The following is a 20,539-nucleotide window of genomic DNA, read 5'->3' as shown; positions in this document are numbered from 1 at the left end:
GGCGGCCCCATCGTGCAATCGATGGGGCCGCCGCCCTGCTGCTATCCTGTTATAGAGGGGATCAGCCCCGATCCCCCTCCGGGTCGTCCAGGTCCTTGACCTTGTAGCACAGGGTCATCAGGCTGTCGCCCAGGTGCACGTTCTCCACCGCCACGCCGGGGTGGTTGAGTGCAATATCGTAGTGGGGGGAATAGTTCCAAAAGCCGCGCACCCCCAGCGCCACCAGGCGGTTGACCACCTCCTTGGTGGCCTCGCGCGGGGTGCACAGGATGGCCACGTCGGGTTTTTCCTCGATGCAAAACTGCTCCAACTCATCCACCGGGCGGATGGGGAGGCCCCGCACCGTCTCGCCGAGGATGTCCGGATTGTTGTCAAACAGGCCGACCAGCCGGTAGCCCCGCCCGTCAAAGGTCATGTGGTTGGCCACTGCGCGGCCCAGGTTGCCCACGCCCACCAGGATGGTTTTGTAGTTCTGATCCATTCCCAGAATCCGGCCGATCTCGTGGAACAGCGCCTCGACGTTGTAGCCGTAGCCCTGCTGGCCAAAACCGCCGAAGCAGTTGAGGTCCTGCCGGATTTGGGACGCGGTGAGCCCCATCTTGCCGGAGAGCTCGCGCGATGAAATCCTATGTACGCCGCCGCGCAGCAGCTCGCCCAAAAAGCGGTAATAGCGGGGCAGCCGCCGGATGACGGAGATGGAAACCTGTTTGCCCATTTTGTTTCACCTATCATTCCAAAAATAGAGACGCGACGCTCAGGGCTTGTTTGAAAAAAGAGGAATCGACGAATTTTTCGCAAACAGTGGGCAAAAATGCGGAAATACTTGCCGTGTTCCAAGGCTTTTTCACACGGCGGGTGCCCCCGTTTGTAGAAAAAGGCCCAAATTCCGATCTTTCAAATAGCCCTTAGCCCATCGCCTCGATGGTGCTCATGACATAGTCGCCGAACTGCTCGCAGGTCGCGCCGGTGTCCCGCCCGGTGATGACCAGCTTCTTCTCCTCATACATGCAGATGTCGAGCGCGCGCTCGAGCTTGTCCGCCTCGGCCTGCCGGTCGATGTGGGACAGCAGCATCACGGCGGCGCGCAGCATCGAGCAGGGGTCGGCGTAGCAGCCGCGGCCCTCCTGCATCATGCGCGGGGCCGAGCCGTGGATCGCCTCGAACATGGCGTAGCGCTTGCCCAGGTTGGCGCTGCCCGCAGTGCCAACGCCGCCCTGCATCTCGGCCGCTTCATCGGTGATGATGTCGCCGTAGAGATTGGGCAGCACGATCACCTGGAAGTCGCGGCGGCGCTTGGGATCGATCAACTTGGCGGTCATGATGTCGATGTACCAGTCGTCGGTGGTGATCTCGGGATATTCCGCGCCGATCTTCTGGCAGAGCTTCAAAAACTTGCCGTCCGTGGTCTTGACCACGTTGGCCTTGGTGACGATTGAGACGCGGTTTTTGCCGTTTCGTTTGGCGTAGTCGTAAGCCAGGCGGGCGATGCGCTCGGTGCCCTCGGTGGTGGTCACGGTGAAGTCGAACGCCAGCTCGTCGTCCACATGCACGCCGCAGGAGCCCAACGTGTAGGAGCCCTCGGTGTTTTCGCGGAAGAAGGTCCAGTCGATGCCCTCGTCGGGGATCTTGACCGGCCGCACATTGGCGAACAGGTCGAGTTCCTTGCGCATGGCCACGTTGGCGCTTTCGATGTTGGGCCACGGGTCGCCCGCGCGCGGGGTGGTGGTGGGGCCCTTGAGGATGACGTGGCACTCCTTGAGCGCAGCGAGCACGTCGTCCGGGATCGCCTTGTTGCAGGCCACGCGGTTTTCAATCGTCAGGCCGTCGATCTCGCGGAACTCGATGCGCCCCGCCTTGACCTCGTCCGCCAGCAGGTAGCGCAGCACCCGCTCGGCCTCGTGCGTGATGACCGGGCCGATGCCGTCGCCGCCGCACACGCCGATGATGATCTTCTCCAGCTTGGAGTAGTCCACAAAATCCTTGACCGCCTTCATGCGCTCGACGCGGGCCAACTGGGCCTGCACCAGCGCCGCAAAATGTTCGGCGGCCGCCTGTACCTTCTGTTCCATAAGAGCACCCCTTTTCATTTGATCCGTTCCTTGCAAATTCCGGTTTTAAGTTTAACCCATCACTATAGTATTGTCAAGCGGCGGAACCCGCCTGCAAAACGCTATATCATCAGGATCGCCAGCGCCCCGGCCAGGATCGAAAACGCCGTGATCCAGCCCGCGTAGGCGGCCACAGTCTTGGCCTTGAACACCCGGCCCAGCAGCATCACCTCGGGGATCGAGACACCCATCACCGCCAGCGCAAAGGTGAGGGTGACAGGGAAGCTGATCGGTTCGAGCAGTTGCAGCAGCGGCAGGATGGCGAACGCGTCCCCATGGATGGGCGCGCCCAACACGCCCGCAAGCAGCAGCGAGAACCAGTTCTGGCCGCCGATCAGTCGCTCCAGCGTATCCATCGGCACAAAGCTGAGCACCGCTGCGGAGAGCGCCACACTCAGGATCATATAGACCCAGGTCTGGCTGAGCACGTGGCCGACGTTCTCCAGGCAGTAGCCCAGCCGCGACTTGGGCTCGTGCTGGCAGCAGTCGCCGCAGTCGCCGTCGTGGTGGTGGCCGTGGTGGTGATGGCCGCCCACCTCGTAACTGACCACCACGTCCGCGCCTGCGAACGGCCGCATCAGCAGCGACACGCCCACCGCCATGAGCACCGAGACCGCCACATACACCGCGCCGAACCGGGGCCCGAGCGCGGCAAACAGCGCGGCCACCGCGCCGCCGTTGAGCAGCGCCGCCGAGGTGAGGTAGCACAGCGCCACCGCCACCGGCACCCCCATCGAGCACAGCCCCATCACCACCGGGATGACGGTGCAGCTGCAAAACGGGGACACCACGCCCAGCGCCATCGCCAGCAGGTAGCCCCACACGCTGCCCAGCCCGGCCATGCGGCTCTTGAGCTTTTCAAACGGGATGTAGGTTTGCAGCAGCGACACCGCAAACATCACCACGAACAGGATGAGAAACAGGCTCACGGTGTCCGCGATGAAGTGCAGGAAAAACTCGGTCCACTCGTGCGAAAGCCCGATCGATTCGAGCCCGTGTTCCAGCATGCCGTCCAGCGCGGAATCGTGCTGGTGAAGAGGTAACAAAGATAGATTCATAAGGTCATTCCTTCTCGCGGCTGCGCGCCGCGGACATTATTTTACGCTTTTCGCTGCGGCAGGTAGAGGTCCCCCGCCGCCAGCCCCAGCCGCCGCGTCACGGCGACCGGCCAATCGAGACAGCCCGCCTGGCCCGGCCGGTGGCAGTCGCTACCCAGCGAGAGCTGTACCCCGGCGCCCGTCGCGCGGCGCAGCATCCCCTCGTCCGGCGCGTTCCACAGGCTGCTCACCTCCATCGCCACCCCGTGCCGTTTGCACAGCGTGATCACCTCGTCCTCCCAGCCGGTCAGCCAGGGGTCGCCGCGCAGCACGTCATAGAACGGGTTCACCACGCAGTGGCCCAGGATATCCACCCGCTGCGCCGCGAGGTCGTAGGCGAAAACCCCTAAAATCTGCTCGAGGTACCGCTTGGCCTCGTCCGGGGAAAACACGCGCGCATAGGGCGGCGCGCCCTCGTCCCCCGCGCGGGCTGCGAAATAGGGACCGAGTGGGATGCGCTCCCCTCCCTTTAAGTCTTGCACCGAATGCACGCTCGCAATCACATAATCCACCCGGCGGTCGATGCGGTCGGGCAGGGTGAAGTTGCTGCCCAGGTCGGCCTCCAGCCCGCGCAGCACCCCCTCGTGGCGCTCCAGCTCATCGAGGTAGCGCTCCACGTCGCGCGGGGCGGGCATCCGCGGGCAGAACAGGTGGTCGCTCACCCCCAGGCCGACGCCGTGCGCCTTCGCAGCCTGTACCAGTCCGGCCACCGTGAGCTCCCCATCAGACAGCACCGAATGGGTGTGCAGGTCATAATAGGACAACCGATCCCCTCCTTGTTGGATGAAGCAAAAAACCAGGGCGCCGCAAAGCGCCCTGATCGCGTGGATGTCCAGCTTAGGGCTGCGCCTCCGACGCGGAGGACGCATCCTCCGGCTTCTCCGCCGCAGCGAAGCGCTCCAGCAGCGCGGCGCGGCCATCCACTGCCGCGGGCACGCTGTATTCGATAAATTTGATCTCGGACCGCGGGGTGAGCCCTTCGGGGTCGTCCAGGTCGCTGCGCGCGGTGCGCAGCTCGAACTGCCCGGTCAGCTTCTTCTGGAACTCCTCGCCGCTCACGTAGTCGATGAACTGCTGGGCCAGCTCCTCGTGGGGCGCGCCCTTGACGACCGCGCTCACCTCCACCGCCGCAGTGGTGCCCTCCTGCGGGTAGGAGACGCCCACGGCGTTCTCATAGCCCGCCTCCAGATACTTCTGCACGCTGTTTTCCAGCGTCACGCCCGCCGCAAAGGTGCCGTCGGCCAGGCGCGCGTACACCTCCGCGATCGACGAGCACATCTTGCCGTCGAGGTTCTCGGCGAACCGCTCCACGTAGTCCTCGCCGGTGTCGGGCGACTGGTCCATCACGCACAGGGCGGTGTAGCTGGTGCCCGATTTGGAGGGGTCGGCGAACGCGATCCAGCCGTTGTAGGCGCTGTTCACCAGCGCCGTCCAGCCCGCCGGGGCGCGCGTGGTCTGCTCCTTGCTGTACATCAGCACGATGGGCATGGGGGTCAGCGGGGTATAAAGGTTGTCGTCCGCCGTGAACAGCGGGTCGAGCGCCTCGCTCTCCTCCGTCTCATAGGGGGTGAACAGGTCCTCAAACTGGCGCACCACCTCCGCGCCGCCGCCGAACAGCAGGTCCGCCTGGGGCTTATCCCCCTGTGCGCTGATCCGGCCGATCAACTGATCGACGCTGTCGCGCACCGTCTCCACCTCGACACCGGTCTCGGCCTCAAAGCCGCTCACCGCGGCCTCCAGCACCTCCTGCGGCAGGGGCGAGTAGATCACCAGCAGGTCCTCCTCCGGCTCCTCGGAGGACTCCGACGAGCTGGGCCCGGCGTTTGCCGGCTCCGCCTCATCATCCGGTTTTTGGCCGCAGCCCGCGCTGCACACCACCAACAAAGCCGCCATCGCGGCGCATAACCAACGCTTCAGCACGTAAAAGCTCCCCGTTTCTGCTTGGAATCTGGGCAGGAAAATTCCTGCACCCGGTTTACCACTTATTTTAGCATATCTGGGAGCAAAAAACCAGAAGCACTTCCAGCTTTTTTCTGCCCGCGCGCCGCTCCAAATTCTGTCAGCCGGGGTTTTCTACTATGTGCACAAGCCACATTAAAATAAATCCAACTTTTTTAGCAAATCCGCAGACAGAGGTGCAAACAAAGGTGGAATGGGCGGATTTCGGTTTGCATAAACGGGATGGTTTTCTGTTGAAAAAATGGTGAAAACTGTGGAAATCATCCAGTTTTTGACCGGACAGGCCGGCACGACGGCGCTTTGCCCGGCGGCGGGCGGGGCGCTATGATGGGGATAGTCTCAACTGTGTGTTTGATAAGGAGGGCTTTCTGATGACAACAAAACGGAAATTTTCAACCTACGACCTGGTGGTTGTGGGGGTTCTGGCGGCGCTGATCTTTGTGTGCACCATGTTTATCAAGATCGGGCCGATTCCCACGCCGGTGGGCGCGACCCAGATCAAGGTGGCCAACGCATTATGCCTGATGGGCGGCATGCTGTTCGGCGGGGTGCGCGGCGGCCTGGCCGCGGGCATCGGCTCGATGTTCTTCGACCTGCTCAACCCCGCGTTTGTGGAGAGCGCGCCCTACACGCTGGTGTTCTTCTTCCTGATGGCGTTTGTCTGCGGCGTGGTGTCCCACCTGGGCGGCAGGGCCGGCAAGGACTGGCGCTACAACCTGCTGGGGGCGATCGCCGGCCAGGTCACCTATCTGATCCTCAACTTCGGCAAGAAGATTCTGCTGCTGGTGCTGGCGGGCAGCACGTTCGGCGCGGCCGCCGCCTGCGCGGTGAGCTTCGCCACCTCCTGCATCAACGCGGTGATCGCCGTGATCCTCTCGGTGCTGCTGGCGCCGGTGCTGCGCAGCGCGCTGGTACGCGCGGGCTTTGCGGAAAAGCTCTGGTAAATCTGGTAAATTGGGCCGGGATATAAAAAGGCCGCCGCCTCCCAAAGCGCTGGGGGGCGGCGGCTTTGCCGTGCCAAAATAAACTCAGGTGGCGGGCTGTTCCTTGATGCGGGTGTAATACTTCTGCTCGTAGAAGGCAAACTTTTCGTTGTAATGCTCGGTTTCGCCGCGGTGGATTCTGCGGACATACTCGTGGCGGTCGAGGCCGCGCTTGTCGCCCTCGTGCCCCAGCAGGTAGATGCCCACGTTGGAGCAGTGGTCGGAGATGCGCTCCAGGTTGGCCAGCGTATCCACAAACGGGAACGCCGCGTCCACCGAGCACAGGCCCTGCCGCAGCCGCTCGATGTGGCGGGCCTTGAGGGTCTCCTGCATCAGGTCGATCGTCTCCTCCAGCGGCTCGATGTCGATCGTCTTTCTCAGGTCGCGCGATTCGGTCGCATCCAGAGAGATTTCTATGATCTCCTGCACTGCGTCGCAGATGGTGTCGAGCTCGGCCAGGGCGGTGTCTGAGAAGCGCAAGCCCCGCTCATACAGCTCCTGCGCGCTCTCCTGCATGTTGATCGAATAGTCGCCGATCCGCTCGAACTCGCTTTCGAGCTGCAACAGCTCGGAGATCAGGCGGCTTTCGGGCTCGGTGAGCTCGTGCTCGGCCAGCTTGAGCAGATAGTGGGAGAGCATGTCCTCCATCTTGTCGATGAGGTTTTCGTTTTCGCGGATGCGCTCGACCAGCTTGGGGTCGTATTTATGGAACAGGGTGCGGCACTCCGCAAAGTTGTCGCGCGCGAGCTTGGCCATCTGCACAACGGTGTTGCGCGCCTGGTTGAGCGCCATGCCCGGCGAGACCATGAAGCGCTCGTCCAGCAGCGCGCCCGCCGCCGGCGCCTCCTCGCCGTTTTTATCGCGCACAGTGGCGCAGGCGAGCTTCTCCAGCACGCCGGTGAACGGGATGAACAGCAGCGTCACGGTCACGTTGAAGATGGTGTGGAAGTTGGCGATGCCGCCGCGGTCGATCGGGCTATCCCAGAAGGGGAAGCCCACGGTGTATTGGATGGCATAGGTGGCGATCAAAAACACCACCGTACCGATCAGGTTGAAATAGAAGTGCACCATTGCGGTTCGCTTGGCGTTTTTGTTGGCGCCGATGGAAGCGAGCATGGGGGTGACACAGGTGCCGATGTTCTGACCCATGATGATGGGGAACGCCGCTGCAAAGGTGATGACGCCCGTGGAGCTGAGCGCCTGTAGGATGCCGATGGAGGCGGCCGACGACTGGATGATGCCGGTGACCAGCGCGCCCACCAACACGCCCAAAATCGGGTTGGAGAGGGTGGCGAACGCCTCGGAGAACTGCGGCAGGTTTTGCAGTCCGCTCACCGATTCCTCCATCTTGAACATGCCTGTGAACAGGATGCCGAACCCGATGAGGATCTGGCCCCAATCCTTTTGGCTGGCCTTTTTGCAGACGAGCATCAGCAGGATGCCGATGAGCGCGGCCATGGGCGCGAGCGACGACGGCTTGAGCAGGTTGACGAAAAAGTTGTCGCTGCTGATATCGGACAGGCGCAGGATGTGCGCGGTGATGGTGGTGCCGATGTTGGCGCCCATGATGACGCCGATGGCCTGGCGCAGCTTGAGGATGCCCGCGTTAACCAGGCCCACCACAATGACAGTGGTGGCGGATGAGCTCTGCACGGCGGCTGTGATGAGCGCGCCGAAGGCAACGCTTTTTAAAACGTTGTTGGTGAGGCTCTCGAGGATTTTTTCCATGCGTCCGCCCGAGAGCTTTTCCAGGCCGCCGCCCAGCAGGTTCATGCCGTACAGGAACAGGGCCAAGCCGCCCAGGAGGCTGACAATTTCAAAAAAGCCGAACGATGCCATAAGCTTCCCCCTAAATTTTTGGCGAAACTTTCTTTTTTCGCCTTTTACATCAATTTTACCCGAACGTTTCTAGTATACCATTTGGACGGCGCGCTTGTACAGGGGCGGCTTTCAAAATTGTTATGGATTTTTGATGCTAAATGGTGGAATTTTGTTGCAATAAAAAGAGAGGTACCAACGACTGCCTTTCCCAATTTTGATATTGACTTTTTGGAACTCATCTATTAATATTATATTGTGGAACGCAGAAAGTGAGGTGATGATTTGAGTCCACGAACCGGCAGGCCAAAGTCGGAAAACCCGCTGTGCCACGACATCAAAGTGAGGGTGGATGAGCAAACCAACACGCGGCTGCTCAACTACGCACAGCGGCGCGGCATCACTCGAACCGAGGTGATCCGCCAGGCAATCGACCGGCTTTTGACTGAAGAAAAATAGAGGGAAGCGGCCCGCTCAGCAAAGTTACACCGCTCCCCCACACCACTCGCCGCCCGAGGACAGCTTGCAGTGTAACTATTGTAACATACGCTGTAGGCTGTTGCAAGGCGGCGACCGATGAAAGGAGCTTCTATGAACATCATCGAAGAATTGTATCTCGGCAACCTGACCCCAGTGGAAAAATGCTTTCTGCCCGGCTCCGAATACGCCCGAACCGTCACAGCGCTCTGCAACTGCGAACGGCAGTTGACCGAATGGATATCAAAACAGGAGCGCGCGGAGGGGCCACTCCAATTTCTTTCCGAGCTGACGGAGGCGCAACGCACGCTGGATGACTACCATCAACAAGAACGATTTATTGAGGGCTTCCGGCTGGGGGCCCGGCTGATGCTCGACACCTTCCTGATACCAGAGCAAAGCGCCCTGCGCGATATCCGCTAAAAAGCGCCCGGCGGAAAATTTTCCCGCCGGGCGCTTTTTGTCACTCATTTAATCCGCTGTCGATGAGCTCGGCGTTTGCTCGATGCTCTCGTCAAACAGCGCGAACTCGTAGCCCTTGCCCCGCAGCTCGTCGATCACATCGGGCAACACCGCGGTGTTGGTGCTGGATACCGCGTGCAGCAGGTAGATCGCGCCGTCGTGCGCGGAATCCACAATCTTTTTGCGCGCTTCGGCCGGATCGGGCTGCTTATCCGCATTCCAATCGTTGTAAGCGAAGCTCCAAAACAGCTGTTTGTAGCCCATCTTGCCCAGCAGCGCGGCGGTCTGCTCGCTGAACGCGCCCTCGGGGTAACGGAACACGCTCATGTTGTAGTCAAACTGCTCCTTCACCATGTTGTGCAGGCTCATCACGTCGTCCTGCACCGCGTCGATCGGCAGGGTGGTGTAGCCGCCGTTCACGGGGTGCTTATCGCTGTGGTTGCCCACCATGTGCCCCTCGTCGATCATCCGCTGCACCAGCTCGGGGTTGCTCTTGACATAATGGCCGGTGACAAAAAAGATCGCCTTCACATCCTTATCTTTAAGTACATCCAGGATCTTTTCGGTGTAGCCGTTTTCATATCCCTCGTCGAAGGTTAAGTAGATCTTGCCCTTTTCCTTGCCGATGAACCAGCAGTTGTACTTTTCATATTTTTCTTGCAGCGGGTCGAGGTCGGACGGGCGGTTGCGGTCGTCGCGGTGGGTGCCCGGCCCCCACTTGACCAGGGACCCGTCCAGGGCACCGATTTCAGAGAAATCGGTGCTGAGGGTCGGGACCGTGGACGAGCTGGTGCTATGACTGGACGAACTGGTGCTGTGATCGGAAGCGCTGCTCTCGCTGTGCGAAGACGAAGGGCCTTCCGGCAGGACGCTGCCCGATTCATTGGGGAGGCTGGACGAGGTGGACGGCGACGACGAGGATGTCGACGGCATGGAGGACGATGTGTTGGTGTTGTCACACGCGGTACAACCGCTGAGCGCAACCATCGCCGCCATGGCGGAAAGGATCAGCGCGGTTTTTAGAAATTTCATTGCAATATACCTCCAAGTGCAATTCCTGACGGAATTCAACGAAAAACCAAAGCTAGCTGCGGGCGCGGCGCGCCCCCGCCGGATACCTTCAGTTTATCACGAAAATTCGACGAAAGAAACGGGGAAATGTAAACTTTCGCGCCCCGTCTTTTTCCGCCTGTCAGGGCCCGCTTTGCCGCGGACGCTTTTTATCCGCGGTTTTTGTCAGGCGCAATTAGTATGTGCAGCCAGGGCAAAATAATCATGCAAAAAACGAGGTATATTTTAGAAACGATCGATGAAACTACTCCTATACGGGCGCGGACCAAAAAAATTGAAAAAATTCCCGTTGGATGGGCGAAAAATTCATACTTTCATTGTATGATTTTATCAAGTAGATATGGTTTCCGAACGCCCTTGATGAAGGAGGTTATTCCATGGATTATCCGTTTCGTATTGTCGATGTGCGCGGCCGGGAGATTCTCGACTCGCGCGGCAACCCCACTGTGGAGGCGCAGGTGCGCCTGGCGTGTGGGGCCAAGGGGGTGGCGAGCGTGCCCTCGGGCGCGTCCACCGGCATCTTTGAGGCGCACGAGCTGCGCGACGGCGACCCCGCCCGCTACGGCGGCAAAGGGGTGCGCCAGGCGGTGCAGAACATCAACCAGATCATCGCCAGGGAGCTGGACGGGCTGGACGGCGCCAACCAGGTGCTGATCGACCGCACCCTGGTCTCGGTGGACGGCAGCGAGAACAAGCAACACCTCGGCGCCAACGCGATTCTGGCCGTGTCGCTGGCCACCGCCAAGGCGGCCGCGGCCGCGGTGAACCTGCCGCTTTACCGCTATATCGGCGGCGCGTCGGCCCGCACCCTGCCCGTGCCGATGATGAACATCCTCAACGGCGGCGCGCACGCGTCCAACAACATCGATATCCAGGAGTTTATGATCCTGCCGGTGGGCGCCTGCTGCTTCACCGAAGCGCTGCGCTGGTGCGTGGAAATCTACCACACCCTGGGCGGCATTTTAAAGGCAAAGGGTCTCGCCACCGCCGTGGGGGACGAGGGCGGCTTCGCGCCCGACCTCGCCAGCGACGAGGAAGCCCTCGACTATATCCTGCAAGCGATCGAAAAAGCCGGCTACAGCCCGGACACCCAGGTGAAGCTCGGCCTGGACGCGGCCTCGAGCGAGTGGTATCAAGCGGGGCTGTACACCCTGCCCAAGGCGGGGCGCACCCTCACCCGCGAGGAGCTCACCGCCCACTGGGAGGACCTCACCGCGCGCTACCCGATCATCAGCATCGAGGACGGCGTGGGCGAGGAGGACTGGGACGGCTGGGTGCAGCTCACCGACCGGCTGGGCAGCCGGGTGCAGCTGGTGGGCGACGACCTGTTCGTCACCAACGCCAAGCGCCTGCGCCAGGGCATCGAGCTGCGCGCCGCCAACTCGATCCTCATCAAGGTCAACCAGATCGGCACCCTCACCGAGACGCTGCGCGCCATCGACACCGCGCGCGCCGCGGGGTACACCGCGATTATCTCCCATCGCTCGGGCGAGACCGAGGACACCACCATCGCCGACCTGGCCGTGGCCACCGGCGTGGGCCAGATCAAGACCGGCGCGCCCTGTCGCACCGACCGCGTGGCCAAATACAACCGCCTGCTGCGCATCGAGGAGCACCTGCGCGCCACTGCCGAATACGCGGGCAAAGAGGCGTTCCACGTCCGCTTTTAAGCAAACGCATCGAAACATCAAAACGGCCGCGCCGCTCTTTTTGAGCAACGCGGCCGTTTTTGCGCCACAAGGCGGTCAACGCATCAGATAACGACAGATCAGGTCGGCCACGGCGTGTTCGGTGTGGGGCGCGACCACCGCGTCGGCGGCCTCGCGCACCGCGGGCTGCGCGTTGGCGGGCGCGGCGCCCAGCCCGGCTGTCAAGATCATGGCCAGATCGTTCTCATAGTCGCCGATCGCGGCCACGTCCGCGAGGTCGATCCCCCGGTCGGCGCAGATCCAGCGCAGCGCCTCCCCCTTGGAGGCCCCGGCGGGCAGCACCTCGAGGTAGAACGGCGCGGAGAAGCAGGTGACCACCTCGGCGAATTCCGGGCCGGACAGCGCCCGCTGCACCGGGAGCAGCCGCTCGTGGTCGCCGTAAAACAGCACCTTGAAGCAATCGCCGCACTCATCCAGGGAGGCGCGGCGGTGCGCCTGCCCCTCCTTGACAATGTAGTCGTCCATAATCCCATCCGGGTTGACGAGCAGGATGGGGCCCTCGTCGCACAGCTCGGCGCAGGCCTCCGGATAGATCGCCAAAGCGGTGTGTACGATCCGCTGGGACAGGGCGTGCGAAATGCACCAGCGGTGCAGATAGCGCTGCTCCGCAAAGTCGTAGACCGCCGCCCCGTTGAAGAGGATGGCGGGCATATTGAGCGGAACCCCCTCGAGGAAGGGCTGCGCCAAAGCGGCTGAGCGGCCGGTGGCGATGGAAAACCGCCCGCCCTCGGCCACAAATTGGCGGATCGCGGCGAGGTTTTCCGCCGAGACCGGGCCGTGCCCGGCGATCAGGGTGCCGTCGATATCGCTGTACAGGTAATGTCTGGTCAAGCTCATGTTCGGTTCATCCTCCTGCAAAAAAGACGCCGCCGGGAAGGCCCGGCGGCAGTCTGGCTTAGAAATCAAGTTTATCCCCGATAAATTCGGCCAGCTTGTCAATGGCGACGCGCTGCTGCTCCATTGTGTCGCGGTCGCGCACGGTGACGCACCCATCGGTTTCCGAATCGAAGTCGTAGGTGATACAGAACGGCGTGCCGATCTCATCCTGGCGGCGGTAGCGCTTGCCGATCGAACCGCTCTCGTCGTAATCCACCATGAAATGCTTGGCGAGCTGGGCATACAGCTTGCCCGCGGGCTCGCTGAGCTTTTTGGAGAGCGGCAGCACGCACGCCTTGTAGGGCGCGAGCGCGGGGTGCAGGTGCAGCACCACGCGGGTGTCCTTCTCGTCCACCGTCTCCTCGTCGTACGCCTCGCACAGGAACGCGAGCACCACGCGGTCCGCGCCCAGCGACGGCTCGATGACATACGGGATGTATTTCTCGTTGGTCTCGGGGTCGAAATATTCCATGCTCTTGCCCGAATGGGTCTGGTGCTGGGTCAGGTCGTAGTCGGTGCGATCCGCCACGCCCCACAGCTCGCCCCAACCGAACGGGAACATGAACTCGAAATCGGTGGTCGCCTTGGAATAGAACGACAGCTCCTCGGGCGAATGGTCGCGCAGGCGCAGGTTTTCGTCCTTCATGCCGAGGCCGAGCAGCCATTTGTGGCAGTAGTCGCGCCAATACTGGAACCACTCGAGGTCGGTATCGGGTTTGCAGAAGAACTCGAGCTCCATCTGCTCGAACTCGCGGGTGCGGAAGGTGAAGTTGCCCGGGGTGATCTCATTGCGGAAGGATTTGCCGATCTGGCAGACGCCGAACGGCACCTTGCGCCGCGTGGTGCGCTGGATGTTGCCAAAGTTGACAAAGATGCCCTGCGCGGTCTCGGGGCGCAGATAGATCTCGTTTTTGCTGTCCTCGGTGATGCCCTGGAAGGTCTTGAACATCAGGTTAAAATTGCGGATATCGGTGAAATTCTGGCTGCCGCAATCGGGGCATTTGACCCCTTTTTCCTCGACAAACGCCTTCATTCGCACAAAGTCCCAGCCCTCGGGGGATACGCCGGTCTGATCCTCGATGAGCTTGTCCGCGCGGTGGCGGGTCTTGCAGTCCTTGCAGTCCATCAGCGGGTCGGAGAAGCCGCCCACATGGCCCGATGCGACCCAGACCTCGGGGTTCATCAGGATGGCGCAGTCGAGCCCCACATTGTAGGGGTTTTCCTGCACGAATTTTTTCCACCAGGCCCGTTTCACATTGTTTTTGAGCTCCACGCCCAGCGGACCATAATCCCAGGTGTTGGAAAGGCCGCCGTAAATTTCCGAGCCCGAATAGACAAAGCCCCTGCCCTTGCAGAGCGCCACAATTTTATCCATTGTTTTTTCCGTATTCTTCAACATGTCGATGCTCCTCCGTTCTGCCGCCGTGCGGCTGTGTTCCGCCTACTCGTTCTATTTTAAAGGCGCTGCACGGAGAAGTCAAGCAAAAAGGCCGACAACCAGCCGCTTTTTCGTCCATCCCGCGCCCCACAAGTTGACAGTTTGCCAAAAACAGAATATAATTGATTGCGTGATTATCCACGCCGGGGTGTAGCGCAGTTGGTAGCGCGCCTGCTTTGGGAGCAGGATGCCGCAGGTTCGAATCCTGTCACTCCGACCAAAACAAAAGACCGCCGACAAAAGTCGGCGGTCTTTCGTTTTGTTAGTTTTCAACGAAAAACAATGTGTTATCAAGGATCAGTTGATAGTAAATCGACAATATGCTATAATTACCCTATTCTTTCAAATTAAAATGTATTTAGAGCTGATTCTAAAAAAGGAGTGAAGTCAAAATGGAATGGGCATCCCTGCTATCAACGAACAAACTGGGCGCAGAGGTTGAAGAACCGAGAGACTGGGCAAGCTATCCTATCAACGCATTTGAAAAAGATTATAACAAAATTGTCTCCAGCGCAGCCTTTCGCAGGCTTCAGGATAAAACCCAGGTATTTCCCTTGGATAAAAGTGATTTCATCCGCACACGGCTTACCCATTCCATCGAGGTATCTACAATCGCCCGTCAGTTGGGTATCATGATTTCCAAAAACACCACAAGATATAGACAACAAGCCGTGGCTGATTTCGCAGAGGATATTTCTTCTGTTTTGCTGTGTGCAGGGCTTTTACATGATTTGGGAAATCCGCCTTTCGGGCATTTTGGCGAGGCCGTGATCGGTGAGTGGTTTCAAAACAATCTTGGAAAGATCCTTTATCGGTCAAACGAGGACACACCTGCTGACCAACGCCACACGCTCAGAAGTATGTTAACCCCTCAAATGGTTGCTGATTTGGAAAACTTTGAAGGAAATGCTCAGTCGCTACGCTTACTTTCCAAAGCGCGACATGGCTCCGATATAAATGTTTCCGTTTCTGTTATTAGTACGCTGATTAAGTATCCAACAAATTCTCTTTCTTTCAGTCGGACCGCTGTTGACGTAGCTACACACAAAGTAGGGTATTACTTGGAGGAACAAGATACCTTTCTGCAAATTTCTGATACAATAGGAACGAAGAGAGAAAACGGAAGTATCTGTCGCCATCCACTAGCGTTTTTTTTAGAGGCAGCAGATGATATTGCCTATGCAACAGCAGACTTGGAGGATGCATTCAAGAAGAGGCTATTTACACTCCCAGAGTTTATTGAGTATTTTAAAAGTGGATATGATCATGACCAGATAGGCATCCGCACAGGTCCAAACAACTACTCAAAGGAGCATTATTCCAATGAGCTAATAACAACACTTGAAAGCTATACGGATATACCAGAGGATGAGCGATTCCACCGATGGATCCACTATACCAGGCGATGGCTTATGCACAATGCCACATTCCGCTTTTCTAAAGAATATGAAAACATTATGAATGGCATGTTCCAAGATGAGCTTTTTAGTAATGTAAACCATACTATTACGATGAAAATATTGAAAGCTGCTATGGGAGAGTTTGTTTATAACTCGTCTGGAATTCTAAGGTTAGAGCTCTCTGCGCAAACAATCCTTTCCTTTCTCTTAGATAAATTTGTACATGCTGTGTTGTATTTTGGCCGTGAGGATGGTACTTACAGATTGACTCAGGCTAACAAAAAATGTTTGCATCTTATCTCCAATAACTATAAAAATGATTACAATGAAGAAATAAGAGGTCACGAAGATGATGAAGGGTATTGCCTGTATTTGCGTTTATTGATGGTAACAGATTATATTAGCGGTATGACAGATTCCTATGCTCGAACACTCTATCGAGAGTTAAGTGGAATTGAATAAGCGGAAATGTGAAGCAGTTCTGCGTTTCAAAGGATTTTGGGGCTCTTTGCTATCAATAAGGCAGATATGCTGAGAGAACATATGCGTAAATATAGTTGCTTTTAAACTTCGGATTAAAAACCTCTTGCCAACGACCTGCGAACCGTTGAGATTACTGCATTTCTTCCAGATTCTATAAATTCCACTCCGACCATCAGGCAAGGGTCTGGAGCCATTTCGTGCCCCAGGCCCTATCTTTTCGCTCAGGCCCGCCACTCGCGTTCAGGCTGCGCCTGTATTGCTGCCAAATTCCCCACGCCAAAAAGCCGATTGCAAGCGCAATCGACTTTTTTTATTTTAAGTGCTATATTATCTTTATAACCTTGCGCGGGCCAACAAATCTGTCATCGGAGGGATTCTCTATGGAAAAAATATGGACTGTACTCCTTGTTCTCCTCCTGGCTCTGGGCATCACCGCATGCAAAAAAGGCGGGGACGTATCGCACCCGGAGCCCGCCGTAGACCTCACGGATTTTACAACAGTGGGCTACGATTTTGAACCCGGCGACTTTAAATATCAGTTTGAGCTGACAAAGGAAGAAAAGGCCGAGTTTGACGCAATGATGCAGCCGGAAACTTGGGAAGCTGCGGCGCAGGCGGAACTGCCGGAATACGGCCTCAACTGTGTTTTATCCGCAAAAAGCTCAACCGCATTTTTGTATGTGACGCCCTGGGATGAAGAGGATACCGCCATCATCAAAATTGTCCCGATCGATGCGATCGGCGACGGGTCCGACAGCGTTTTTTATTTTGCGCCCCCCGAAGTTGGGGATGCTGCGTCTAAATTTATGTCGGCTTTTCATTAGCGGTTGCAGTTTTATCGCATCAATAAACCATTTGAAGGAGGAGTTTTCAGTGGAGCGCACCATCCGCCCCTGGCGAACCAATGCGGCGGCGGACAGCTTTTGTTGTGCGTCAAGGGGAAAGCCCCCGTTTTTGAAGGGAGGTGAGAATCATGAATTCAACAGCGCTGAAAATCGGCTCGGTTCCCGCTGTTCTTTACGGGGACGAGGGGAGCCGGGCCTACCTCTTCATCCACGGCAAATGCGGCTACAAGGAGGAAGCGGTGGACTTTGCAAAGATCGTGTACCCCAAGGGCTGGCAGGTGCTGAGCATCGACCTGCCCGGACACGGCGAGCGGAGCAGCGAGGCGGCGGCCTTCGTCCCGTGGCATGTTGTACCCGAGCTGAACACGGTGATGGGCTATGCGCGGCGCCATTGGGCCCAGATCGCCCTGCGGGCGACCAGTATCGGCGCGTGGTTTTCCATGCTGGCCTTCGCCGGCGACGCCCTCGAACGGGCGCTGTTCGTCTCGCCGGTGCTGGATATGGAGCACCTGATCCGCAATATGATGCTCTGGGCGCATGTGGATGAGGACCGCCTTCGCACAGAGCGGGAGATCGCCACGGACTTCGGCGAGACCCTGTCGTGGGAATACCTTCAATATGCGAAGGCGCACCCCATCGTGAAATGGGATGCGCCCACAGCGATCCTGTATGCGGGGCGGGATAACCTCACCAGCCGCGACACCGCGGAGAATTTTGCCCGCGGCTTCGGCTGTAGCCTGACCGTTGTAGAGGACGGCGAGCACTGGTTTCACACGCCCGAACAGTTGGAGGAGCTGGACCGCTGGACACAGCGAAACACGTGACCGCCCGGCGCTTTGTTATCTGTGTTTCACCGGGTAACAGACTGCGGTGACAAACTCGTCGGGGTTTTGCGTCTTATGGGGACTCACGTGGTAGATGTTGAAGGCCGGACCGTCGTACTCATACCCGTTGCCCCGCACCCAGGCGGCCACCGCGGCATTCACCTCGTTTATCTTGCTGTAGGGGCCCTGATAGGTCGCGGAGGCGAAGCTCACCGGCGGCGCTGTCTTAAATTTGACAGGTTATGTGTCGTTTGAGCTCGTCTTTATTGTAGTGCCTGTCACAGTGGGAGAGTCAAGGGGCGCCGGTAAAAATTTCCCCACAGCAGGCGCGGCAAAAAACGGCGCGCTGCATGATCCTCTGTTTTTTCCCCAGATGCGACCGATTTATAAAAAAATGATCTTTATTACATAAAACGTGTTGACATTTGGCATAATATATGCTATTCTATTATAGCGTCATAAAACGCTGGTGTAGCTCAGCTGGTAGAGCAGCTGATTTGTAATCAGCAGGTCGGGGGTTCGAATCCGTCCACCAGCTCCATCTCCACCAAACTGAATAGGGGAGAGTTCCCGAGTGGCCAAAGGGGGCAGACTGTAAATCTGTTGTCACTGACTTCGATGGTTCGAATCCATCCTCTCCCACCATGTCGGAGCAAGCTATGTATCGCTTGCTCCGACTTTTTTCAAAAATCACGCTCGGCGCACCCGTTCGGTTGTAAACGCCTTCACGGCAGTTCGCTGTGGCTATCAACTTTTTATGAGTTGCTGGGGTTCAACTCCACCCGCTGAAAATACTAAAATATCTTTTTATGTTTCTCTCACACCAACCACGTTAATCACGTTTGAGCAGTCGCTTGGACGTGATTTTTTACGGAAAGAAGGTTTTCCCCATGGCCGTACAACATCCCCCCAAACAGATGTCGGACACCTTTCTTCTCGGCGCGCTGCTGGCGGTGGTGGGCGGCTTTCTGGACGCACACACCTACCTCGCGCGGGAGCATGTCTTTGCCAATGCGCAGACCGGCAACATGGTGCTGTTTGGGCTCAACCTCGCCGAGGGCAACCTGCGCAAGGCCGCAGCCTATCTGTTGCCCATCCTCGCCTTTGTGCTGGGCGTCCTGCTCACCGAGGCTATCCGCAGCCGCTTCCGCGCCAGCCGGCCGATCCACTGGCGACAGATCGTCATCCTCATCGAGCTGTTGGCCCTGGCCGCAGTCGCTTTCCTGCCCGCGCCCGGCGCGAACATCTTCGCCAACACGCTGGTGTCCTTTATCTGTTCGGTACAGGTCCAGAGCTTCCGCAAAGTGGGCGGCAACCCATTCGCCACCACCATGTGCACCGGCAACCTGCGCAGCGCCTGCGAGCAGTTCTGCCGCTTCCGCCAGACGCGCGACCCGGCCGCCTTGCACAGCTCCCTGCAATACTGCGGCATCATCCTGTTTTTTATTGCGGGCGCAGTTTTGGGCGCAGTGCTCACCCACTGGTACGCCCAGCGGGCCGCGCTGTTTTCTTGCGCGCTGCTCGCCGCGGTGTTCGCCCTGATGTTCCTTCGCAGAGAAGTGCTCTGAAAATACACCTCCGACATGGCCCGAGGCCGGGAAACCGGCCCCGCGGCCTTATTTTTTTGTCCGCTGTGTAGATTTTGCAGCGCATCCCGCAAGCCCAGTCCCCTTGGATGCCGTTTATGAAAGGGGGCCGATATTGGATGAAAACCATTCAGGCGCGGCAGCAGCAGCGCAGCGATGCGGCGGCAAACTGGGCGGCGGCAAACCCGGTGCTGCTCTGCGGCGAAATCGGATTTGAAAGCGACACAAGAAAGTGGAAGATCGGCGACGGCGCGAGCGCTTGGAGCGCGCTCGCCTATCAGGCGGATGGCACGGGCAGCGGCACGGTGACCAGTGTCAACGGAAAGGCGCCCGATTCCGGCGGCGAAGTGACCCTCGCGGCGGCCGATGTGGGAGCAGCGGCAGCGGACCACACCCACACCCCCGCGTCGATCGGGGCGGCAGCCTCCGGGCACACCCACAGCGCGGCCACCACCAGCGCCGCGGGATTCATGTCTGCCGCAGACAAAACCAAGCTCAACGGCGTCGCAACCGGGGCCAACAACTATGTCCTGCCGGTCGCGGGGACCGCGCTCGGCGGCGTCAAAAACGGCGGAAACGTCACCGTCAATGAGGACGGCACCATGACCGCACCGGAGGGCGGCGGTGGCGATGTCTCGTCGGTCAACGGCAAGACCGGCGCGGTGACGCTGGCGGCCGCGGACGTGGGCGCGTTGGGTAAAACAGTGCAAACAGTGACCAGTTGGGGCGGCGCTGTGGATTCCAATGGGCTGTACCGCAGCGGCGGGACCGCGGAAGGCGCCCCGGACAGCACGGCGGGCGTCAGCAGCGAGGAATGCTATGGGATCACCATCGATGCAGCGCAGCTTGTCATGCGCAACAACTATTTCAACAGGGATCCGTGGGCGGGCTTCCGCGTCTACATGGGCAGCGGTTATTTCAGCGATTGGATGCAGTTTGCCTCCTCGGGCTCCGGCGATTCGGGCCTTCCGGTGACAACCGTGACGGACTGGGACAGCGCCTATCGGACCGGGTTTTATTACGCATACAACGCCTCGAACGCGCCGTCCACCAAGACCTACATCTTCGCCTGGGTCATCAGTGCCGAAAGCGCCTATGCCGGGGTGCAGTTTGCGTGGCAGCACGGGTCCTCCCCGACTCTTTATGTGCGCACCTTCACGGTGCGGGATTGGGAACTGCCCGAATTTTATTTTGGGGATTGGCGGACTGTTTTCAGCGCGTCAACCTGATAAGGAGAGGGAAATATGATTATCATAGGCGGCAAACTATTGGAAGGGGACGCGACGCTTGTGCGGCGCGAGCTGCGCGGCGCGGCGCGTCCTGCGCTGGAGCTGCACATCACGGGCAGCAGCTATGCGGAACTGGCGGAACTGTTTGTGGATAACGCGGCGTTCTCGCTGCGG

The 20,539-nt window shown here is 58.9% G+C and carries 18 protein-coding genes, 3 tRNA genes and 1 pseudogene; 12 read left to right on the top strand and 10 right to left on the bottom strand.

Annotated features, from left to right (window positions below; all coding sequences use genetic code 11):
* Positions 1–61 precede the first annotated feature (61 nt).
* The 5 genes from H8711_RS12015 to H8711_RS11995 form a co-directional block, all read right to left on the bottom strand.
* Positions 62–715 carry a redox-sensing transcriptional repressor Rex gene (locus H8711_RS12015; RefSeq protein ID WP_249283691.1) on the bottom strand — a complete coding sequence of 218 codons (654 nt, stop codon included), beginning with the start codon at positions 713–715 and terminating at the stop codon, positions 62–64.
* Positions 716–905: 190 nt separating this feature from the next.
* Positions 906–2,069 (bottom strand): isocitrate/isopropylmalate family dehydrogenase, encoded by a 1,164-nt coding sequence (locus H8711_RS12010; protein ID WP_249283690.1) that lies wholly within the window; start codon positions 2,067–2,069, stop codon positions 906–908.
* Positions 2,070–2,170: 101 nt separating this feature from the next.
* Complete coding sequence (locus tag H8711_RS12005; RefSeq protein ID WP_249283689.1) at positions 2,171–3,166, bottom strand: permease; 996 nt, start codon at positions 3,164–3,166, stop codon at positions 2,171–2,173.
* Between the two features lie 41 nt (positions 3,167–3,207).
* Positions 3,208–3,969, bottom strand: a complete 762-nt coding sequence (locus tag H8711_RS12000) for a PHP domain-containing protein (RefSeq protein ID WP_249283688.1) — start codon at positions 3,967–3,969, stop codon at positions 3,208–3,210.
* A gap of 73 nt (positions 3,970–4,042) precedes the next feature.
* Complete coding sequence (locus H8711_RS11995) at positions 4,043–5,125, bottom strand: extracellular solute-binding protein (protein ID WP_249283687.1); 1,083 nt, start codon at positions 5,123–5,125, stop codon at positions 4,043–4,045.
* A gap of 410 nt (positions 5,126–5,535) precedes the next feature.
* Between H8711_RS11995 and H8711_RS11990 the strand changes: the two genes are divergently transcribed.
* Positions 5,536–6,108 (top strand): ECF transporter S component, encoded by a 573-nt coding sequence (locus H8711_RS11990; protein ID WP_249283686.1) that lies wholly within the window; start codon positions 5,536–5,538, stop codon positions 6,106–6,108.
* Between the two features lie 84 nt (positions 6,109–6,192).
* On the opposite strand, the gene H8711_RS11985 is transcribed toward H8711_RS11990, so the two are convergent.
* Positions 6,193–7,986 (bottom strand): Na/Pi cotransporter family protein, encoded by a 1,794-nt coding sequence (locus tag H8711_RS11985; protein ID WP_249283685.1) that lies wholly within the window; start codon positions 7,984–7,986, stop codon positions 6,193–6,195.
* A gap of 264 nt (positions 7,987–8,250) precedes the next feature.
* On the opposite strand from H8711_RS11985, the gene H8711_RS11980 reads away from it, so the two are divergent.
* On the top strand, positions 8,251–8,424 hold the full coding sequence (locus H8711_RS11980) for a ribbon-helix-helix protein, CopG family (protein WP_249283684.1): 174 nt from the start codon (positions 8,251–8,253) through the stop codon (positions 8,422–8,424).
* A 117-nt stretch (positions 8,425–8,541) separates the two neighbouring features.
* Entirely contained in the window at positions 8,542–8,865 is a 324-nt protein-coding gene (locus H8711_RS11975; RefSeq protein ID WP_249283683.1) for a DUF6809 family protein, read from the top strand.
* A gap of 48 nt (positions 8,866–8,913) precedes the next feature.
* Here H8711_RS11975 and H8711_RS11970 read toward each other — a convergent pair whose 3' ends face one another.
* Positions 8,914–9,936 (bottom strand): delta-lactam-biosynthetic de-N-acetylase, encoded by a 1,023-nt coding sequence (locus H8711_RS11970; RefSeq protein ID WP_249283682.1) that lies wholly within the window; start codon positions 9,934–9,936, stop codon positions 8,914–8,916.
* Between the two features lie 416 nt (positions 9,937–10,352).
* Between H8711_RS11970 and eno the strand changes: the two genes are divergently transcribed.
* Entirely contained in the window at positions 10,353–11,645 is a 1,293-nt protein-coding gene (eno, locus tag H8711_RS11965) for a phosphopyruvate hydratase (RefSeq protein WP_249283681.1), read from the top strand.
* Positions 11,646–11,720: 75 nt separating this feature from the next.
* Here the strand turns inward: eno and H8711_RS11960 are convergent, their stop codons facing one another.
* Positions 11,721–12,521: a Cof-type HAD-IIB family hydrolase gene (locus H8711_RS11960; protein WP_249283680.1), complete on the bottom strand. Its 801-nt coding sequence runs from the start codon at positions 12,519–12,521 to the stop codon at positions 11,721–11,723.
* Positions 12,522–12,579: 58 nt separating this feature from the next.
* Complete coding sequence (locus tag H8711_RS11955; RefSeq protein WP_249283679.1) at positions 12,580–13,959, bottom strand: glycine--tRNA ligase; 1,380 nt, start codon at positions 13,957–13,959, stop codon at positions 12,580–12,582.
* 183 nt (positions 13,960–14,142) lie between these two features.
* Here H8711_RS11955 and H8711_RS11950 point away from each other — a divergent pair.
* The 4 genes from H8711_RS11950 to H8711_RS11935 all read left to right on the top strand — a co-directional run bounded on the left by H8711_RS11950 (position 14,143) and on the right by H8711_RS11935 (position 17,550).
* Positions 14,143–14,218: transfer RNA gene (locus H8711_RS11950), tRNA-Pro, on the top strand.
* Between the two features lie 172 nt (positions 14,219–14,390).
* The gene (locus H8711_RS11945) at positions 14,391–15,860 is read left to right on the top strand and encodes a deoxyguanosinetriphosphate triphosphohydrolase (protein WP_249283678.1); all 1,470 of its coding nucleotides are present in this window, start codon (positions 14,391–14,393) and stop codon (positions 15,858–15,860) included.
* Positions 15,861–16,261: 401 nt separating this feature from the next.
* The gene (locus H8711_RS11940) at positions 16,262–16,705 is read left to right on the top strand and encodes a hypothetical protein (protein WP_249283677.1); all 444 of its coding nucleotides are present in this window, start codon (positions 16,262–16,264) and stop codon (positions 16,703–16,705) included.
* 149 nt (positions 16,706–16,854) lie between these two features.
* The gene (locus H8711_RS11935; protein ID WP_249283676.1) at positions 16,855–17,550 is read left to right on the top strand and encodes an alpha/beta hydrolase; all 696 of its coding nucleotides are present in this window, start codon (positions 16,855–16,857) and stop codon (positions 17,548–17,550) included.
* A 15-nt stretch (positions 17,551–17,565) separates the two neighbouring features.
* Here H8711_RS11935 and H8711_RS11930 read toward each other — a convergent pair.
* Positions 17,566–17,787 (bottom strand): annotated as a pseudogene (locus H8711_RS11930) (GyrI-like domain-containing protein); the annotation flags it as partial.
* Between the two features lie 228 nt (positions 17,788–18,015).
* Here H8711_RS11930 and H8711_RS11925 point away from each other — a divergent pair.
* The 4 genes from H8711_RS11925 (at position 18,016) to H8711_RS11910 (ending at position 20,365) form a co-directional block, all read left to right on the top strand.
* Positions 18,016–18,091 (top strand) — tRNA-Thr (locus H8711_RS11925).
* 19 nt (positions 18,092–18,110) lie between these two features.
* Positions 18,111–18,195, top strand: a tRNA-Tyr gene (locus tag H8711_RS11920).
* 245 nt (positions 18,196–18,440) lie between these two features.
* Positions 18,441–19,118: a YoaK family protein gene (locus tag H8711_RS11915; RefSeq protein ID WP_249283674.1), complete on the top strand. Its 678-nt coding sequence runs from the start codon at positions 18,441–18,443 to the stop codon at positions 19,116–19,118.
* Positions 19,119–19,255: 137 nt separating this feature from the next.
* Complete coding sequence (locus H8711_RS11910) at positions 19,256–20,365, top strand: hyaluronate lyase N-terminal domain-containing protein (RefSeq protein ID WP_249283673.1); 1,110 nt, start codon at positions 19,256–19,258, stop codon at positions 20,363–20,365.
* The last annotated feature ends 174 nt before the right edge of the window (positions 20,366–20,539 follow it).

This window comes from Ligaoa zhengdingensis (assembly GCF_014384885.1).
Lineage (GTDB): Bacteria > Bacillota > Clostridia > Oscillospirales > Ruminococcaceae > Ligaoa > Ligaoa zhengdingensis.
This window is presented reverse-complemented; position numbering and strand designations above follow the sequence as displayed.

Coding starts and splice junctions, on each gene's coding strand:
- H8711_RS12015 (WP_249283691.1), bottom strand. CDS start 715: ATGGGCAAACAGGTTTCCATCTCCGTCATCCGGCGGCTGCCCCGCTAT.
- H8711_RS12010 (WP_249283690.1), bottom strand. CDS start 2,069: ATGGAACAGAAGGTACAGGCGGCCGCCGAACATTTTGCGGCGCTGGTG.
- H8711_RS12005 (WP_249283689.1), bottom strand. CDS start 3,166: ATGAATCTATCTTTGTTACCTCTTCACCAGCACGATTCCGCGCTGGAC.
- H8711_RS11990 (WP_249283686.1), top strand. CDS start 5,536: ATGACAACAAAACGGAAATTTTCAACCTACGACCTGGTGGTTGTGGGG.
- H8711_RS11985 (WP_249283685.1), bottom strand. CDS start 7,986: ATGGCATCGTTCGGCTTTTTTGAAATTGTCAGCCTCCTGGGCGGCTTG.
- H8711_RS11975 (WP_249283683.1), top strand. CDS start 8,542: ATGAAAGGAGCTTCTATGAACATCATCGAAGAATTGTATCTCGGCAAC.
- H8711_RS11970 (WP_249283682.1), bottom strand. CDS start 9,936: ATGAAATTTCTAAAAACCGCGCTGATCCTTTCCGCCATGGCGGCGATG.
- eno (WP_249283681.1), top strand. CDS start 10,353: ATGGATTATCCGTTTCGTATTGTCGATGTGCGCGGCCGGGAGATTCTC.
- H8711_RS11960 (WP_249283680.1), bottom strand. CDS start 12,521: ATGAGCTTGACCAGACATTACCTGTACAGCGATATCGACGGCACCCTG.
- H8711_RS11955 (WP_249283679.1), bottom strand. CDS start 13,959: ATGTTGAAGAATACGGAAAAAACAATGGATAAAATTGTGGCGCTCTGC.
- H8711_RS11945 (WP_249283678.1), top strand. CDS start 14,391: ATGGAATGGGCATCCCTGCTATCAACGAACAAACTGGGCGCAGAGGTT.
- H8711_RS11940 (WP_249283677.1), top strand. CDS start 16,262: ATGGAAAAAATATGGACTGTACTCCTTGTTCTCCTCCTGGCTCTGGGC.
- H8711_RS11935 (WP_249283676.1), top strand. CDS start 16,855: ATGAATTCAACAGCGCTGAAAATCGGCTCGGTTCCCGCTGTTCTTTAC.
- H8711_RS11915 (WP_249283674.1), top strand. CDS start 18,441: ATGGCCGTACAACATCCCCCCAAACAGATGTCGGACACCTTTCTTCTC.
- H8711_RS11910 (WP_249283673.1), top strand. CDS start 19,256: ATGAAAACCATTCAGGCGCGGCAGCAGCAGCGCAGCGATGCGGCGGCA.